The sequence below is a fragment of the Streptomyces sp. NPDC001530 genome, assembly GCF_042894545.1.
Lineage (GTDB): Bacteria > Actinomycetota > Actinomycetes > Streptomycetales > Streptomycetaceae > Streptomyces.
Genome location: NZ_JBIAVS010000002.1, coordinates 317095 through 335612 on the forward strand (window position 1 = coordinate 317095; position 18518 = coordinate 335612).

Here is an 18518-nt window from a genome sequence, read left to right on the forward strand (position 1 = left end):
GGACAGGCGGGTACGAGCCGCAGAAACCGGGACAGCCCCAAGTACCGTCCGTAACAATGAAGATGAATGGACGTCACACACAACGGGGGTTCGCGGCCTGATGGACGGCCTGGTGGAGTTCAAGACCGACGACGGCGCCGTGATCGTCGTCGAGGGCATCGAGGACGAGTCCGGCTCCCGCCTCGTCGCACGTGGCGACGACGGCGCGGTCCGGGCGACCCGCACCTTCGAGGGCTCCCTGGAGGGCGTACGGGCCGCCGCGGAGTCCGCGCTGCGGGTGTTCCGCGACGGAAACCTGCGCCCCGACTCCGTGGAGATCGAGTTCGGGGTCAAACTCACCGCGGAGGCAGGCGCGTTGATCGCCAAGAGCGCGGTCGAGGGCCATCTGGTGGTCAAGCTCTCCTGGGCGCCCGAGCCGCGGTCCGGGCCGTCCGACGGCTCCCCCCAGACCGGCCCTGCGACCGCCCCGCGGTCATGAGCAGCACGTCCTGGCATGCTCGGATCGTCTGCGGCGGCGAGGTCGGCGCAGGGTTCCTCGTCTCCGACCGCCGGGTCCTGACCTGCGCGCACGTGGTCCGCCGAAGCGGCGCGGCGGCGGTGACGGTCTCCTTCCCGCAGGACCGCGGGCTCGGCGAGCTGACCGCCACCGTCATCGCCGGTGGCGACTGGGCCGGAGGCGCCACCGACCCCGGCGACCTCGCCGTCCTCGAACTGGACCGCGAGGTGCCGCTCGCCCCGGCCGTCTTCGCCCCGCCCGGCGACGCGTACGCGGACCCGCACCCCAAGCTCATCGCGTACGGCTTCCCGAGGGGCTACGACGAGGGCACGCTCGCCGAATACCGAGCCGCCTCGGATCAGTTGATCGCGGACGAGTGGATTCAGCTGGAGGCGTGGAGCGCCCACGGCCAACCGCTGGCGGCCGGGTTCAGCGGCGCGGCGGTGACCCTCGCGGACGGCAGGGTGGTCGGCATGGTCTCTGCGGCCTCGGGCGCCCGGGACGTGCGCAACGGCCGCATGCTGCCCAACCATGTCATGGCCCGCTACTGGCCCGGACTGGGCGAACTGATCCCCACACCGGACCACCGTCCGGCCGCGAAGGAACGCCTGCGCCTGCTGGTGCAACGGGTGGAGGGCACCCGGCTCGTCTGCGACCCGAACCGGCTGTACGTCGATGCCGTGGGTCCTTTCGGCCCGCAACTGCCGGACAAGGGCTTCGACTCGCTGTGGGCGGCCGCCTGGTACGTGCTGTGCGACGTGCCGGACCCGGGAGCCGTGACCCGGTTCGCCGACCGGCTGGCGGAGCTCCTCGACGCGTCCCCCGGCCGCCCCCGTACCCCCTCCTGGTCCCCGATCCTCGTCGAGATCGACCACAGCGGCGCGGGCGGCGACCAGATCAACGTCGAGGTGTCCGCGTACCGCGACGGACTGCGCCGCCTGGTGGGCGCGCGCCGGCTGCCACAGTCGGGCGTGCGGGCGTACGTCCAGGAGCACATCGACGAGGCGTTCACCCAGCTCGCGCCGGGCGACGACGAGTTGATTGCCTTCGTGCTGCCCCGCGAGTGGCTGAACTGGCCGGTGGCGTACTGGGCGCGCGGCGCGGAGGACGATACGCCGCTGGGCTGTGCGTACCCGCTCGTCGTGACGGACCGGGCCCGCCGCCGGGGTGGCGTACGACACCAACTCACCCGCAAATGGGAGGAATTGGAACGGAAGCTCAGCGTCTCCCTGCACCGGATCGAGTGCGGCACCGACGAGAAGCCAACCAAGCTCCGCTACCGGCTGCGGCACGAAGACGCGCATCTGGCCGCCTTCTCCCTGCCGCCCGCGCGCACCGGCTCGCTCTTCGACGTGACCCTCAACGCCCCGGTCCCGGTGCTGCTGTGGACGCGCACGGGCTGCGCGGGCGGCCCCGAGCACGACGGGAGCTGCGTCTTCCTGGACGAACTCGCCGCGTATGTCGCCGACCTGGCGCCCGTCGAACTCCCGCGTCACATCATGGCGTTGCGCGAGACAGTGGAGGCGTCCGACGCCCCGGACCGGCACTGGGCCAAAGACGTCCAGCTCCTGTGGGACGACCCCCGCCGCTTCCCCGAACCCGTCGCCCCCCTGCGCTCGCCCGTCGCCTGAAGCCACCCGAAGCTGTGCACGCCATCGACCCCACGGAGAACCGTTACATGCCCCTGTGGCCCGTCTACACCGGCACGAACGAGCCGCACGACCGCATCACCCAGCTGCCCCCGCCCCCGCCCTGGCGGGCCTTCGACGGCGCACCGGCCCTGGTCACCCCGGCCGACGGCGACGACAGCTCGGCCGCCTCCCCCGACCGCAGACACCGCGCCCGCACCTACCAGGCCACCGAGCGCAGCGTCCAACTCGTCAACGCCGCACTGTACTTGCGCCGCCCGCTGCTGGTGACGGGGCCGCCCGGCACCGGGAAGTCGTCCCTCGCGTACGCGGTTGCCCGCGAACTGCGGCTGGGTCCGGTGCTGCGCTGGAACATCACCAGCCGCAGCACTCTGCACGACGGTCTGTACCAGTACGACCCGTTGTCGCGGCTCTACGCAGCGCGACAACGGGCCGAGGGGCCGACTCCGATACAGGATCGGACACCGGCACCGGCACCGGCACCGGGACCGGGACCGGGACCGGGACCGGGACCGGGACCGGGACCGAAACAGACACCGGAGTCGGCACCCGAGTCGGGCATCGAGGACCACCTGCGGCTCGGCCCGCTCGGCACCGCCCTCCTGCCCTACGCCCGCCCCCGCGCCCTCCTCATCGACGAGATCGACAAGAGCGACCTCGATCTGCCCAACGACCTGCTGAACATCCTGGAGGAGGGCCAGTACGAGATCCCCGAACTGGTGCGCGCGGCACGCCACACACCCGACGCGCGGGTGATGGTCGACGGCACCGACGAACGCGTCCCGGTGCTCCGGGGCCGCGTGCGCTGCCGGGCCTTCCCCTTCGTCGTCCTCACCAGCAACGGCGAACGCGAGTTCCCGCCCGCTTTTCTGCGCCGCTGCGTCACCCTGCGGCTGCGCCAGCCCGACGACGACCACCTCGCCGGGATCGTCCGCGCCCACCTGGGCGAACCCGACGACTACGCGCAGACCCTCATCACCCGCTTCCTGTCCCGCGCATCCGGCGGCGACCTCGCCACGGACCAGCTCCTCAACGCGATCTACCTGGCCGGCGCGTCGGGCCTGGCGCCGGAGTCACTCGACGAACTGGCGGAGGAGCTGATGCCGTACCTGAGCGAGGCGCCGGAGACCGATGCGTTCTGAGCCGACCGGCGCGCGCTTGCTGGGGCGCCTGGCCGAAATCCTGGCCAAGGCGGGCGACGGCATGCCCCCGCCCCCGGTCGAACTGGCCGAACTGCTGTGGCTGGCCCGGCACATGGACGGCTCGGACCCGGTTACGGGCCCCTCGACTACACCTGCTCCCTCCCCTTCGGACGGACGGGAACCACAGCAACCGCCCAGGCCGCCGACCGGGAAACCGCCCCTGCCCAAGGAGGGACCCGAGGTCCCCGCCCCGACGCGCGACGACGGTCGCGTTCCGCTCCATCTACCGGCCTCCTCCGGCCAGTCGAAGCCCCACGCGTCGCTGCTCGCCCCCGCTCCCCCGATGCTGCGCCGCCCGCTCGCGCTGCAACGGGCCCTGCGCCCGCTCAAGCGCCGCACCGACGCGCGCTTCGGCCGCGAACTCGACGAGCGGGCGACCGCCCACCGCATCGCCCGTCTGGCCGGTCACCCCGAGTCGTGGCTGCCGGTCATGCGCCCCGTGCGGGAACGCTGGCTGCGCCTGAACCTGGTGTACGACACCGGTCCCACGATGCCCGTCTGGCGTCCTTTGATCCGTGAACTGCACACCACGCTGGCCCAGTCGGGCATCTTCCGCACAGTGACCGTGCACCGCGCCCGCCCCGACGGCACGATCACGGGAGCGGGCGCGCACGTCCCCGCCGACGGACGCACGGTCACCCTGCTGGTAAGCGACTGCATGGGCCCGCAGTGGTGGGCGGGCCCGGCGGGCAACCGCTGGCACGCCACACTGCACCGCTTGGCCCACCGGATGCCGCTGGCCGTCCTCCAGCCCCTTCCGGAACACCTGTGGCGCGACACCGCGCTGCCCACCGCACCCGGTCTCCTCTCCGCACCCTTCCCCGCCGCCCCGCTCTCGTCGCTCACCTTCACGCCGTACGACACCTCGGACGGACAGCTGCCCCCCGGAGCCGTTCCCCTCCCGGTGCTGGAGCCGGATGCGCCCTGGCTCGCGCACTGGTCGACGCTCGTGGCGAGCCAGGGCGGCAATCGGCTACCCGGCTCAGTAGCGCCCCTGACGCCCCGGCCCCGCAACGCCGACGAGTCCGGAAATCGCAGCGACATCACGCGGCTGCCCGCCGAGGAACTCGTTCTGCGTTTCCGCGCGACCGCGTCCCCCGAGGCCTTCCGCCTGGCGGGCCACCTCGCCGTGGGGCGCCCCGATCTGCCCGTCATGCGCTTGGTCCATGCCGCCGTCGAGCCGCGTCCCCGCCCCCAGCACCTGGCCGAGGTCATTCTCAGCGGCATGCTCACCAGCGTGCCGGGGCCACCGGGTTCATACGCCTTCCGGCCCGGTGTACAAGATCTTCTGCTGCGGAGCCTGCCGCGCACCGCCCGCGGTCGGACGACTCAGCTGCTGGCCCGGATGGGGGCGTTGATCGACGAGCGGGCGGGGGTGATGGCCGGGGAGTTCCGGGCGAGTACGCCGGTGGCGTCCGGTTCGGGCAGCGTGGCGGAGGGCGAGCCGATCGCGACGGTGAGTCCAAAGAGCGTGCGGCGGCTGTTGGGGACGACAGCGCCCGAGCGTCCGCCGACGTTGGTCGACCGGTACCGAACCATCGAGCGGCTCGGGCCGAGCGGCACACTGTGGCGGGCCGAGGACACCGAGCTGGGGCGGTCGGTGGTGGTGCGGCTGTATCCGCCACAGGCCGACGTTCAGGCCTTCATGCGGGATGCGCGGGCCCTCGCGGGTGTCGATCACCCGAACGTGGTTGCGGTCCACGACTACGGCGTCGAGGGCGAAGTGCCGTACGTCGTCATGGAGTACCTGGACGGAATACCACTGAACTCCCTGGCGTCGGCCGGCGGTTACCGCCTTCCGGCGCCGCTGCTGGTGTCGCTGGGGCAGCAGCTCGCCGCTGCTCTCACCGCCCTCCACGCAGCCGGTGTCGCACATGGCCGACTCGACATGACCAGAGTCCTGATCCTGCCCGACGGGACGGCGAAGCTCACGCTCTTCGATCTCGGCAGGACGGAGGAGCGGGACCGGTACGGGGCGGACCTGGTGGCGCTGGGGCGACTTGTCGTCCAACTGTCGTCCGGTGGTCCGGCGCACGACGGTGCGTCCATCGCGCCGGAACGGCTGGTGTGCCTGCCGACGCAGCTGCGCCCCCCGTACTCATCGGCCCTCCGCCTGTTGCTGCTGTCCGAGGGCCCCAACTCCCCACGGCAGCGGAAACAGGGCATGGCCCAGCTCCTAGGCCGCGACCTCCCCCGTCTGGCCGAATCGGCGTACTCCCCACTCCGCTACTCCCTGCTCGGCCCGCCTGAAGTCCACCGCGGCACCGCACACCCTCTTGCCGTCGGCTCCCCCCAGGAGCAGGCGATGCTCTGCATGCTCCTCCTCCAACACGGCCGCAAGGTGACCCACGCCAAACTCACCGAGGGCATCTGGGGTCGGAAGCCTCCCCAGCGTGCCCAGGCCCTTCTCGGCACCTACGCGTCCCGGCTGCGCAACGCCCTGGGCCCCGGTGTGCTGGCCACGCTGTCCGACGGGTACGCACTGCACACCAGCGCGGACTTCGTGGACGTAATCGACTGCCAGCGCTCGGTGGCGCTCGCGGAGTGGGAGCGCACTGCCGGGAACACCGAATTCGCTCTGGCCCATGTGAACAACGCCCTGCATCTCTGGCGCGGCACCGCCCTGGACGGTGTCCCGGGCCCGGCCGCCGACACCGCCCGCACCCGCCTCCTCCAGCTCCGCCTCTCCCTCTGTGCCACGCGTGCGGAACTCAGGCTGGACCTGGGCGAGTTCGAGGGCGCCGCCGTCGACCTCGCCGCCCTGGTCCGCGCACACCCGTCCCGCGAGGACTTCCGCCGATTGCACATCGTGGCGCTCCAGCGCCAGGGCCGTACCGAGGAGGCCCTGGAGGCGTACGAGGAGTATGAGGACTTCGGCGGCCAAAGTCCCGAGTTGCTGATCCTGGGACGTGAATTGCGCGAGGAACTCGGCGAACCGCCCGACGAGGAAGCGGAGTCGGCGTACGAGCCAACGCCGCCCGACGCCACGCCGTACGACGGCCTCGTCGCCGCGCCGGACGAGCTGCCCGAAGGTCCCTTCCCCACGGAAGACCAGTTCTCGACGCCCCTCCTCTCCCCTCAGGAGGAATCGGCCGAGGACACCAACCTCCCCGTCGACGATGCGGCGGAGAGCCCCTTCGCCGTCGAGGACGAACTGGCCGAGGCCCCCGCCGACGCCTACGACGAACCTCCGGAGCCTCCTTACGACTCCTACGAGGAGCCTCCGCATGATCTCGACGACGCATACGACGACGACCCGGATCTCCAGGACGATCCCGCCCTCGCGTACCGCACCTCTGTCTTCTTCGACTTGGCGGAAGGTGGTAGGGACCTGAACGAACTCGCGGCACTGGGCCGAGTGGTCGCCCGGCTGCTCACGGCGAGCGGGCTCGCGGAGCACGAGTACCGGCTCTTCAGCCGCGAGGGCGGCTACACGGCCCTCCTCGATCCCTATGTGTCCGCTCTGCCCCTGCTGCTGGTCACGCTGCACCAACTCCCCGACAGACTCGACGAATTGGACGGGGTACGACTCACGGTGGCCTTCCGGCGTCTCACCCCGGACGAGGGCGCCGAGGGGCCCGACCCCCAGTCCGTCGAAGACGCCCTCACCTCGTCCGATGCTCGCGCCGTCGTCGCCGTCTCGCCGTCGGTCCACGCCGAAGTCGACGAGCGGCCGAGTTTCGTCGACCCCGACCTGCTGGCCCCGCTCGCCACGGATGACGGCTGGTACCGCCTCATCCACACGCCGCCTCCCTCTCGCAGGCGCTCCACCATCTCTCCTGCGGGCAAGCCGGTGCAGGGCCCCTTCCCCCTCCCGGCCGGCGGCTGGGTGCCCCTCCCCGAGGGGGAGAAGGCTGTCGTCTATCTCCTCCGCGACAACGGGCTCGCCCTTCCGGACTCCCCCACGGTCCGCTTGGCCCCGCCAACGACCCGCGCGACCTGGCGGTACTACGAAGTCGACCTCGCCGAGCGTCTCCTCGCCGTCCCCTCCGCTCCCGAGGTCGAGGTGGCGTGGCGTGTCTCGGATCCGGTGGAAGCGTCCCGCAGCCCCGACCTGGACATGCCACGCGTACTGACGGACGTGGTCGGCGCCGCCCTCCGCGACGGACTCGACACACTGGCCGGAAATCTGAGCCGGTGGCACGTGCCCGGATATTCGCTCCGGTGGCGAGTACGCGACTCCACAGCGCAGCCGCCCCCGTGGCGAACTCCCGGCTCCACGGCACAGCCGAGCCGCACCAAACCCTCAGCCACCGATCTGCTCACCACGGCCGACTGCGTGATCCTCGGCTTCGACGGCACGCTGGCCAGGCTGTACCGGCCCGGCGACGGGGCTGAGGTGATGCGAGACCTCGCGCGCCTCATCGTCGAACGACGGGACCCCGATGACGCCCTGTCAGGACAGCCTCTGATGTCCCAGGGCGGCCCTGTCACACCGCTGGAGGGGTACGCCAATTCGCTCGACTTGTTGCGCGCGTTCGCGGGAAACGCTCTGGCGGACGAGTTGCGCAGGCGGCTCGACCATCACGAGGTCCTGGCCGCTCGAACCGCGCAACCCACGGCTCTGGCCGACCAGCTGGTCCGTACCCTGCACGTCCGAGGTGTGCCCGTCGCCGTGGTCACGGACCATGCCACCCCTGCGGCCGAGACCTATCTGCAACGGCGTGAGCTGACCGGATTCTTCTCGGGGGGCATCCACGGGCGCGGCACCGATCTCGCTCGAATGATGCCCCACCCGTACACCGTGCACCGGGCCCTCGAGAGACTCGGCGCCTCCGCCTCCAGCTGCCTGATGATCGGCTCCACTGCCGCCGAGCAGGAGGCGGCCCGCGCGGTCGGCCTGCCCTTCATCGGCTTCGCGCGCGACGAACAGGTGCGGCGGCGACTGCGCACACAGGATGGCGGGCAACTCCTGGTATCGGGCCTCCGCCCCCTCCTCACGGCGGCCCGGTCCCGCTGATCCAGACCACCCATCCAGCGGCGCCCCACCCGGCCCCCCACAAAAGGCGCCCCCTCCCCCGCCCCCGCACGATGCGAGAGAGGACCGCCGCCCGGCGGAGCCCCACGGTCTGCGCTCTCGGGAGGACCTGCCATGACCGCCAGTCTGGAGCAGCTGCGCCGCTGTCACTTCGCCGTCGACCTGGGCGCGGCGAGGACCCGTGTGTACGTGAAGGGCGCGGGCCTGGTCGTCGACCAGCCGAGCGTCGCCGCGATCAACACGAAGACGGGCGCGCTGATCGCGGTCGGCGAGTTCGCGGAGAAGATGACGGGCCGTACACCCGACTACATCCGTGTCATGCGTCCCGTCAGCGGTGGCACGGTCGTCGACATCGAGATGGCCCAGCGCATGCTGCGCCATCTGCTCGGCGACAAGGTACGCCGCACGCTGCGCCGCAAGCCGCGGCTGCGGGCCGCCGCCTGCACCCCGCACGACGCCGATCCGCTGGCGCAGCGCGCCGCCGTCGAGACGCTCGTCGGGCTCGGTGCGCGAAGGGTCGAGCTCGTCGACACGCTCATCGCCGCCGCCGTCGGCTGCGGCCTGCCCGTGGAGCGGCCCGAAGCCACCATGGTCATGGTGTGCGGGGCCGCCGCGACCCAACTCGCCGTGCTGTCACTGGGCTCGATCGTCACCGCCGAACGCATCCCGGTGGGCGGCGAGGCCGTCGACCACGCGATCGTGCAGCACCTGCGCCATCAGCACGAGCTGATGCTGCCGAGTCAGGCGGTACGCCCCCTGCAGCTCGCCCTCTCCGGGAACGGGCTCACCCCGCACGGCCCCGCGTCGACGGAGATCCACGGGCGGGACGTGGCGACCGGCCTGGCCCGTTCCGTGCAGGTCGACACCGCCGCCGTACGCGATGCCATCCAGACCCCGCTCACCGCCGTGCTCGACGGCATCGGCAAGGTGCTGCGCTCGTGCCCTCCCGACCTGGTGGCCGACCTCGCGGACCGGGGCATCATGATGGTCGGCGGGAGCGCTCTGCTCCCCGGGCTCGACCAGATGCTGCGGCAGGCCACGGGGATGCCGGTGAACATCGCCGAGCGGCCCGACGTGTGCGCCGTCCAGGGGCTCGGCTACATGCTGGAGGGCAAGATCGAACCGCTGGTCCTGGACCCGCTGGCGGCCTGACGCCCCAGCGTCCCAGGGGCCCGTATGACCGACCCCGTCCCCCGCCCGGCAAGGTGCTGGAGCGCCGCCGCACCGTGCCCCGCATCGAGGTCACGGTCGACGCGACGGCGCCACGGGTACGACGGTCACCTGGCAGTCACCGCTGTGAGGCCCGGGCACCCGCCGAACTGACATCCCGGATTCACCTGGACAGCGCAACGGTCCCTGTCGAGTCGTCTCTCGCATTGCCCTAGGCCGGGCCCAGCGGTATTCAGGTGGAGTCGCACGAAGTCTCAGTCCTTTGGCGTTGATCTCCTGTAGGGTCCGCCGATCTCCTGTAGGGTCCGCATAAGACAACCGATATCCGCACCCCAGACTGGACAATCCCCAAATGAACGTTTCGGTGACGCCGACGTCGCGCCGCTCCGCCGCTCCCCGGTCCGTGCGCAAGCCACACACGCCCCTGTCGGCCATCGACCCGCTCGGGGCTGCCGCCGTGAGGTCTGCCGGGCGAGTGACCGACATCCCCGGACGACGTCCGGCCAAGCCGATCACGTTCGACTCGGCACTGTAGGCGCCGTAGATCGCACACATTTCGACACGGGCGCATCCGGCGGGGCAACCGCCCGATGCGCCCGTGCGTGTGCGCCGGAGCCGCCAACCCCCTTGAGCGATCTAGGGGTTGGTGGTACAAGCGGCATCCCGTCGGCACTACCCTTCACCGAGTGAAGCTGCAGCAGCTCGTCCTCAAGATTCACAGTCGATGCGACCTCGCCTGTGATCACTGTTATGTGTACGAGCACGCCGATCAGAGCTGGAAAGGCCGCCCGACCTTCATTTCCGAAGAAACACTCGGAAAAGTCGCCCGGCGATTCGCGGACTATGCGGAAGAACAGAAACTCCCGTCCGTTTCCGTGATCCTTCACGGTGGCGAACCTCTCCTTGTGGGTCCCGTCCGTATGAGAAACATTTGTGCGGAACTCACTCGCACCCTCGCCCCCGTCACCACGCTCGATCTCCGTATTCACACGAATGGCGTCCAGCTCAACACACGCCATCTCGCTGTATTCAAGGAATTCGGCGTCAAGGTCAGCATCTCGCTCGACGGGGACCGTGCCGCCAACGACCGGCACCGGCGCGATCGGCGGCGGCGGAGCAGCTACGACCGGGTGCTGCGCGCGATCAATCTGCTGCGCACCCCCGAGTACCGGCATCTCTACAGCGGTCTGCTGTGCACCGTGGACGTGGCCAATGATCCCGTCGCCGTGCACGACGCGCTCGCGTCCCTGCATCCGCCCCGCATCGACTACCTGCTGCCGCACTCCACGTGGGACACTCCCCCGCACAGACCGGCCAACTCGCCCACCGAGTACGCCGATTGGCTGCTCAAGATCTTCGACCGGTGGGACCGGCAGGGGCGCACCGTCTCGGTGCGGACCTTCGAGTCGGTCCTCAGCACCCTGCGGGGCGGGCCGAGCCTGACGGAGGCGATGGGGCTCGCGCCGAGCGATCTCGCGGTGGTGGAGACCGACGGCAGCTTCGAGCAGGCGGATTCGCTCAAGACGGCGTACGACGGGGCCCCGGGGACCGGTTACGACGTCTTCCAGCACAGTTTCGCGGAGTTCGCGCGCCACCCGGGCGTGCGCGCACGCCAACTGGGCCTCGCGGGGGTCAGCGCGACCTGCCGCCGCTGCCCGGTGATCGAGTCGTGCGGCGGCGGGCTCTACGCGCACCGGTACAGCAGCGGCCGCGGCTTCGACAATCCGTCCGTCTTCTGTTCCGACCTGCGCGCCTTCGTCGACGGCGTCGCCGAACGGACCACCGAGCACGCGCTCAGCCCGGCCGTTCACGGCCATGACGAGCTCTGGTACGCCCAGGGCGAGTCGAACCGGCACTCGCTCACCCACGCCGTGGCCCTGCACTCCGGGGAGCCGGACTGGGACGAAATGTGGCGGGCCTTCCTGTACCTGGACGGCACGCCGGACGTGACGCCCGACGTGGACGAGATCCTCGCCCACCCCTACCTCTCCACCGCGCTGAAGCACTGCCTGCACGACCGGGTCACCACCCCGGCGCCGCTGGCCTCGGCGATCATCGCGGTCGCCGTCCGCGCCCGCACCGACCTCAAGCTCACCTGGGACCAGACCGCTCCCGAGCTGCACCTCCCCACCCTGGGGACGCTCGCGCTCCCGGAGCCCGGCCGCATCGAAGTCTCCGTGACCGCCGGCCGCCTCCGGGTACGGACCACCGCGGGCGACGAGTACGCCCCCGAGGACACCCCCGACGCATGGCGCCCCCTGCCCAGCATTCCCCTCGCGGACGGCACCGCGTTGCTCCTCGACGACGCCGACCCCCTGCGCGACTGCTACCCCGTGCCCGTCACCCCTCCCCTCGACCCCGACGACACCGCGCTGTTCAGCCAACGGCTGTGCACCGCCTACGCGTTGATGGACGAGCGTGAGCCCGGCTGGCGTGACGGCGTCAACGCGCTGCTCGCCACCACCGTCACCCCGCTCGTGGCGGGCTCGGGAGTGCGGCTCGGCGCGCACGGGCTCGGCGCGCTCGGGGTGGCCGTCGACTGCGAGCCGGAGGAGTTCGTGCGGGAGCTGCCGCGCGTCGGGCGTCTGGCGCGGCTCACCGCGCTGCGGGAGACGGCGGATCTGAACGTGCCGGGCAACAGAGCCGGGCGGCTGCTCGACGAGGCGAGCCGGGAGCTCGGCGACGCGACGTACTTCACCAGCGACGCCGCTTCACGGGCCGCCGCGCTGGAGCGGGCCGGCCGCGCCCTGGAGCAGCTGGCCGCCCGACCGGACGGTGAACTCACCGAGACCGGTGCGGTGTTGGCCGAGGAGCTGCGGGCCGAGTGGGCGGGCCACCGTGACTGACCGCACCCGACTGGGGTACTTGTTCGCCGAGTTGGGCGTGCGGCCCGGCGGCGTCCTCATGGTGCACGCCTCCCTCGGAGGTGCGGGGCTGCGCGACACCGACGTACGGGACGCGCTGCTCGACGCGCTCGGTCCCGACGGCACGCTCGTCGTGCCGACCTTCACGCCGGAGAACTCGTTCACCTCCCGGGCGTACAAGGCGCTGACCGCGGGCATGTCCGAGCGCGAGGAGGCGGCGTTCCGGGCGTCGGTGCCTCCCTTCGACCCCGGCAGGACGCCCTGTCCGACGATGGGCGTGCTCGCCGAGTGCGTGCGGACCACTCCGGGCGCCGTGCGCAGCGCGCATCCGCACACCTCGCTGGCCGGGCTCGGCGCGCGGGCCGGGGAACTGCTGGGCGAGCACGATCCGCACTGCCATCTCGGCGAGCGCTCCCCGCTGGCCAAGCTGTACGCCGTCGACGCCCAAGTCCTGCTGTTCCGCGTGGGGTTCGAGGTGTGCAGCGCCTTCCATCTCGCCGAGTACCGGCTGCGACCCGGGCCCCCGCGACGGGCGTACCACTGCGTGGTGGGCAAGAAGGGCAACTGGACCACGTACGAGGACATCGTGCTGTACGACGGCGATTTTGCGGCGATCGGGGCCCTGCTGCCGCGTGATCTCGCGGCGGAACGGGAAATGGCGGGGAAAACGGTGCTGCTCTTCGGGATGCGGGAAGCGGTCGACCAGGCCGGTGTCCGGATGTCTGGATATCGCCATGGATTGACGTGAAAGAGGCGACCCGTGCGGGCGCTTGGTCGGGAAGATTGTGGGTTCCGGCCAGGTGAACATCCCGTAGGGGCTCATCCACAGGCAGGGGGGCGCGTGGACATACCTGAACGGGCATCGGACAACCGGCCGTATTTCTTCCTGAGTTACGCCCACACACCGGCCTGGGGGCCTGGCGGCGGCGATCCGGATCACTGGGTGCACGTCCTCTTCACGGATCTGTGCGACCACATCATGGCGCTCACGGATCTGCCCGCGGGCGCGCCCGCGGGTTTCATGGACCGGGAGATGCGCTCGGGGGACGGATGGCCGGAAAAGCTCAGTGAGAATCTCGCGACGTGCCGGGTGTTCGTGCCGCTGTTCTCGCCGCGGTACTTCACCAGTGAGAGTTGCGGCCGCGAATGGTTCGCTTTCAACGAACGTATTCTGCGGGCGCGGGCCGCCGGTTCCGGTGCCGTGCCGGCCATCGTCCCCGCGCTGTGGACGCATATCGATTACGCTCAACTCCCCGACTCCGTACGGCATATCCATGTGGATCAGGGGGCGTTCGGCGACCGGTACGCGGCCAACGGGATCTACGGTCTGATCAAGCTCAACCGACTGCACGACGAGTACGAGGAGACCGTCCTCGGGCTCGCCCAGCGGATCGTGCGGGTCGCCCACGAGTCGCCGCTGCCGTCCAGCAGGCCCCGCCCGTACGAGAGCACGCCGAGCGCGTTCAAGCCACGCGGCGAGGGGCCCCGGCGTATCCATCTGACGGTGGCGGCGCCCACCCGGCACAGCATCCCTGAGCACCGCGACGCCCGCCCGTACGGCGAGGACGCCCAGGACTGGAATCCGTACCACTCGGAGTCCACCCGTCCGCTGCCCTCGCTCGCCGAGGAGCTGATCCGGTCCCTGGACTACCGGATCACGGTGTCGTCCTTCGACGACGAGGACACCGGCGAGCCTTTGGTGACGGACGACTCCGACAAGGCGGCGCCGAGCCATCCCGGGATTCTGCTCATCGACCGATGGGCGCTGACCGACGAGGAACGGCGGCGCAGACTCGCGGCGTTCGACGCGAACGCCCGCCCCTGGGTGAGCGCGATCGTCCCCTGGAACCGGGCCGACATCCAGTGCCACGGCGAGGAGGGCCGCAAGCTCGCCGAGGACCTGGAGCGGACACTGCCGACGATCCTGGACCGGGGCCGGCGCACCGACTGCCGGGTCGCCGTCAACGGCGTACCCACCCTGAAGGCCTTCACCGACGTACTGCCGACCGTCGTCGCGCACGCGACCCGGCAGTACCTCAAGCACGCCGAGGCGCATCCGCCCGCGGGCCCGCCGATCCGCAGGCCCCGTCTGATGGGCCCCACCCACCCGCCGCTGCCCGAAGGCGGATCCGACCACGGAGGAGAAGAAGCATGACGGCCGCGCAGGACGGACGCATCATCACCTTCTACTCGTACAAAGGGGGCACCGGCCGCACGATGGCCCTGGCCAACACGGCGTGGATACTCGCCGCCAACGGCAAGCGCGTCCTGGCCGTCGACTGGGACCTGGAGGCCCCGGGTCTGCACCGCTTCTTCCACCCCTTCCTCGACCCCAACGCGCTCGCGGCCACCACCGGTGTCATCGACATCATCAACGAGTACGCCTGGGCCGCCACCACCGGAACCCAGCGCTCCGGCGCCTGGCACCTGGACTACGCGCGAGTGGAACAGCACGCCATCTCGCTGACCCCCGAGCGGCTCGGGCTCCGCTTCCTGGACGGCGGTTCGCTCGATTTCCTCTCCGCCGGACGCCAGGACCGCTCGTACTCCGCGACCGTGTCGTCCTTCGAGTGGGACAACTTCTACGAGCGGCTCGGCGGCGGGCTGTTCCTCGACGCGCTGCGCGACGACATGAAGGCCTCGTACGACTACGTCCTGATCGATTCGCGCACCGGGCTGTCCGACAACGCCGACATCTGCACCATGCAGATGCCCGACGTGCTGGTGGACTGCTTCACGCTCAGCGACCAGTCCCTCGACGGCGCGGCGGCCGTGGCCCGCAGCGTCGAGGACGGCTACCGCAAGCGCAAGATCCGGGTGCTGCCCGTGCCGATGCGGATCGACGAGGGCGAGAAGGAGAAGGTCGACGCGGGACGGGCGCTGGCCCGGCTGAAGTTCGACGGACTGCCCAAGGGGCTCGGCGGGGAGGAGCTCGGCTCCGAGGAACTGACCGCGTACTGGGGCAACGTCGAGATCCCCTACCGCCCGTACTACGCGTACGAGGAGACGCTCGCCACCGTCGGCGACGAGAGCGGCATCGCCAACTCGCTGCTGTCCGCCTTCGAGCGGCTCACCACGGTCATCTCGGACGGCGAGGTCAGCACACTGCCGCCGGTGCCGGAGCCGGTGCGGCTGCGCTGCCGCGACGCGTTCCTGCGACGGCGGCCGATGACGACCGCGACCGACGTCGTCATCGCGTACGCGGCGGAGAACCGGATGTGGGCCGACTGGGCCGAGGCGCTCCTCAAGCGCGCCGGCTGCAACGTCATCCCGCACGACATCTCCAGCGGCCCCGTCGAGCACCAGGACCCGGCGACGCGCACCCTCGTCCTGCTGTCGAACGCGTTCCGCAAGTCCCGGTACGCCGACGTCGTCTGGCGCTCCCTCATCGAGTCCGACACCGACTCCCCGGGCGCCACGCTGCTTCCGCTGCGGGTCGACGAGGTCCGGCTGCCCGAGTCGTATCTCGACCACAACCCGGTCGATCTGCACCGGCTCGACGAGGCCCAGTGCATCACCGCGCTGCTCGGCGTCCTGGAGCTGCCGGGCCGGCCCCTCGACGGCGGCCCCTCGGGTCCCCGCTTCCCCGGCAGCACCCCGGCGATCTGGAACGCGCCCCAGCGCAACAACACCTTCACCGGCCGCAACGTCATCCTGGACCGGGTGCGCGATCAGCTCGGCGGCGGCATCTCGGTCGTCCTGCCGCAGCCGCAGGCCCTGTTCGGACTCGGCGGCGTCGGCAAGACGCAGGTGGCGCTGGAGTACGTGCACCGGTTCATGGCGGACTACGACCTCGTGTGGTGGATCTCCGCCGAGGACCCCGGCAACGTCGTCTCCTCACTCGCCGAACTCGCCGCCCGCATCGGCGCGCCCGGCGGTGAGGACATCAACCTGGCCAGCCAGGAAGCCGTGCAGATGCTGGCCCGCGGCGCGCCGACCAAACGCTGGATCCTGGTCTTCGACAACGCCGACGACCCGGCCCAGCTCACCCGCTTCTTCCCGGCCGGAGGCGGCGGGCACATCCTCGTCACCTCCCGCAACCAGGCCTGGGCACAGCAGGGCGCCTCCCTGCCCATCGACGTGTTCCTGCGCGAGGAGAGCGTGGAGCACCTCACCCGGCGCGCCTCGGGGCTCACCGCCGAGGAGGCCGACCAGGTGGCGACCGCGGTGGGCGACCTGCCGCTCGCGGTGGAACAGGCGGCGGCCTGGCTCGCCGAGACGGCCACCCCGATCGAGGACTACCTGCGGCAGCTGGCCGACCAGACGACCGAGGTGCTGGACCTCAACCAGCCCGCCGACTATCCCAAGACGGTGGCCGCGACCTGGAACATCTCCATAGCGCGGCTGCGGGAACGCTCCCCGGCCTCCGTACGACTGCTGCAGCTCTGCGCGTTCCTGGCCGCCGAGCCGATCTCCTCCCACCTGCTCTACAGCAAGGAGATGATCGACGCGCTCAAGCCGTACGACCCCGCCCTCCAGGAGAGTCTGCTGCTCGGCCGGGTCATCCGGGAGATCGGCCGGTTCGCGCTCGCCAAGGTCGACCAGGTCAGCAACAGCATCCAGGTGCACCGGCTGGTGCAGGCGGTGATCCGCTCGCAGCTGACCGAGGAGGAGCAGCGGCACGCCCGGCACGTCGTGCACACGGTGCTCGCGGGCTGCCGCCCCGACGGCGACGAGCCGATCGACGACCCCGAGACCTGGCCGCGGTTCGCGGTCATCTGGCCGCACCTGAGCGCCTCCGACGCCCGCAACTGCACCGAGGCGGAGACCCGCAGGCTGCTCATCGACCGCGTCCGCTATCTGTGGAAGCGCGGCGAGTTCCCCGGCGCCCAGGCACTCGCCGAGGACCTCCTCGTCGACTGGAAGCCGATCCTCGGCGAGGACGACGTGCAGTACCTGTACCTGCGCTGCCAGCTCGGCAACATCCTGCGCTCCCAGGGCCGTTACGTCGAGGCCCGGGAGATCAACACCGAGCTCCTGGAACGTCAGCGCAGGGTGCTCGGGCCCTCGCACCCGCACACCTACGTCACCATGTCGGGCCTCGCCAGCGACCTGGCGGCGCTCGGCGTGTACGGGTCGGCCGTGGACTTCGCGCGCGAGGCACACCAGGGCTTCAGCCAGATCTTCCACGAGTCGCACCGGCGCACCCTCAGCGCCGCCAACAACCTCGCGCTGGCGCTGCGCATGGTCGGCCGTTACGGCGAGGCACGCGCCATCGACCAGGACACCTACGACCGGCGCATCGAGGTGCTCGGTCCCGACCACCCGTACACGCTGGCCTCGGCCGCGCGCGTCGGCCGTGATCTGCGCGAGGTCGGCCGGTACCAGGAGTCCGTGTCCGTGCTCTCGCGCGCCTACGACGCCCACAAGCGGATCCTCGGCAAGGAGTTCCCCGGCACGCTGAGCTGCGCCAAGTCGCTCGCCGTGTCGCTGCGCAGGGCGGGCCAGTTCGAGGACGCCCGCCGGCTGACGACGGCGACGCGCGCGCAGTACCGGGCCCAGTACGCGAAATCGACGCCCGACTCGCTCGCCTGCGATCTGAACATGGCGGCCGATCTGTTCGCCGCCGACGAGCGGGAGGCCGCGCGCGAGGTGGCGCGGGAGGTACTGGCCGAGTACATGAAGGTGCCGGGCGAGGCCCATCCGTACACCCAGGCAGCCCTGAACAACCTCGGGATCTTCCACTGGGGCTGCGGAGACATCGAGGAGGCGGAGAAGGTGTTCCGCCAAGTCCTGCGCCGCATGGGCGAGGTCCTCGGCGAGCAGCACCCCCACACCCTCTTCACCGGCATCAACTACGCCAATGTCCTCGCCGACCAGGGCCGCCTCGCCGAGGCCCGCAAACTGGAGGAGAACGCCGTCGTCACCCTCCGCACGGTCCTCGGACCCCACCACCCGGAAACCCTGGCCATCGTCGCCAACACCGGCCTCACCCTCGCCGCACTGGGCCGCAAGGACGAGGCCGCCCGCCTGCGCGACGAGGCACTCTCGGAGCTGCGCGCCCTACTCGGCGACGAGAACGGCATGATCCGCGTGGCGGCGGACGAGCGGCGCATCTACCGGGACTTGGAGCCGCTGGCGGTGTGACGCGGGCTGGGGGTGGGGCCGGAGGGGCTGAATTCGCCGGCCGGGGCTGAATCCTTCAGCCCCGGCCGGCGA

The 18518-nt window shown here is 71.0% G+C and carries 9 protein-coding genes; all 9 read left to right on the forward strand.

Going from position 1 to position 18518, the window contains the following annotated elements; translation table 11 throughout:
- Positions 1–100: 100 nt before the first annotated feature.
- The 9 genes from ACFY0T_RS04340 to fxsT all read left to right on the forward strand — a co-directional run bounded on the left by ACFY0T_RS04340 (position 101) and on the right by fxsT (position 18446).
- Positions 101–478, forward strand: a complete 378-nt coding sequence (locus tag ACFY0T_RS04340; RefSeq protein WP_388864480.1) for a CU044_2847 family protein — start codon at positions 101–103, stop codon at positions 476–478.
- Positions 475–2127, forward strand: a complete 1653-nt coding sequence (locus ACFY0T_RS04345) for a trypsin-like peptidase domain-containing protein (RefSeq protein WP_388864481.1) — start codon at positions 475–477, stop codon at positions 2125–2127. The genes ACFY0T_RS04340 and ACFY0T_RS04345 overlap by 4 nt, the downstream gene beginning before the upstream one ends.
- Positions 2128–2174: 47 nt before the next feature.
- Complete coding sequence (locus ACFY0T_RS04350) at positions 2175–3287, forward strand: AAA family ATPase (RefSeq protein ID WP_388864482.1); 1113 nt, start codon at positions 2175–2177, stop codon at positions 3285–3287.
- Positions 3277–8307 (forward strand): SAV_2336 N-terminal domain-related protein, encoded by a 5031-nt coding sequence (locus ACFY0T_RS04355; protein WP_388864483.1) that lies wholly within the window; start codon positions 3277–3279, stop codon positions 8305–8307. The genes ACFY0T_RS04350 and ACFY0T_RS04355 overlap by 11 nt, the downstream gene beginning before the upstream one ends.
- 132 nt (positions 8308–8439) lie before the next feature.
- Positions 8440–9477: a rod shape-determining protein gene (locus ACFY0T_RS04360; RefSeq protein ID WP_388864484.1), complete on the forward strand. Its 1038-nt coding sequence runs from the start codon at positions 8440–8442 to the stop codon at positions 9475–9477.
- A 704-nt stretch (positions 9478–10181) separates the two neighbouring features.
- Positions 10182–12341: a radical SAM/SPASM protein FxsBH, inactivated beta-hydroxylase extension form gene (gene fxsBH, locus ACFY0T_RS04365; RefSeq protein WP_388864485.1), complete on the forward strand. Its 2160-nt coding sequence runs from the start codon at positions 10182–10184 to the stop codon at positions 12339–12341.
- Positions 12334–13107, forward strand: coding sequence for an aminoglycoside N(3)-acetyltransferase (locus ACFY0T_RS04370; RefSeq protein ID WP_388864486.1), 774 nt, complete (start codon positions 12334–12336; stop codon positions 13105–13107). Before fxsBH ends, ACFY0T_RS04370 begins: the two co-directional genes overlap by 8 nt.
- Positions 13108–13200: 93 nt before the next feature.
- On the forward strand, positions 13201–14514 hold the full coding sequence (locus tag ACFY0T_RS04375; RefSeq protein ID WP_388864487.1) for a TIR-like protein FxsC: 1314 nt from the start codon (positions 13201–13203) through the stop codon (positions 14512–14514).
- Positions 14511–18446, forward strand: a complete 3936-nt coding sequence (gene fxsT, locus ACFY0T_RS04380; RefSeq protein ID WP_388864488.1) for an FxSxx-COOH system tetratricopeptide repeat protein — start codon at positions 14511–14513, stop codon at positions 18444–18446. The genes ACFY0T_RS04375 and fxsT overlap by 4 nt, the downstream gene beginning before the upstream one ends.
- Positions 18447–18518 lie beyond the last annotated feature (72 nt).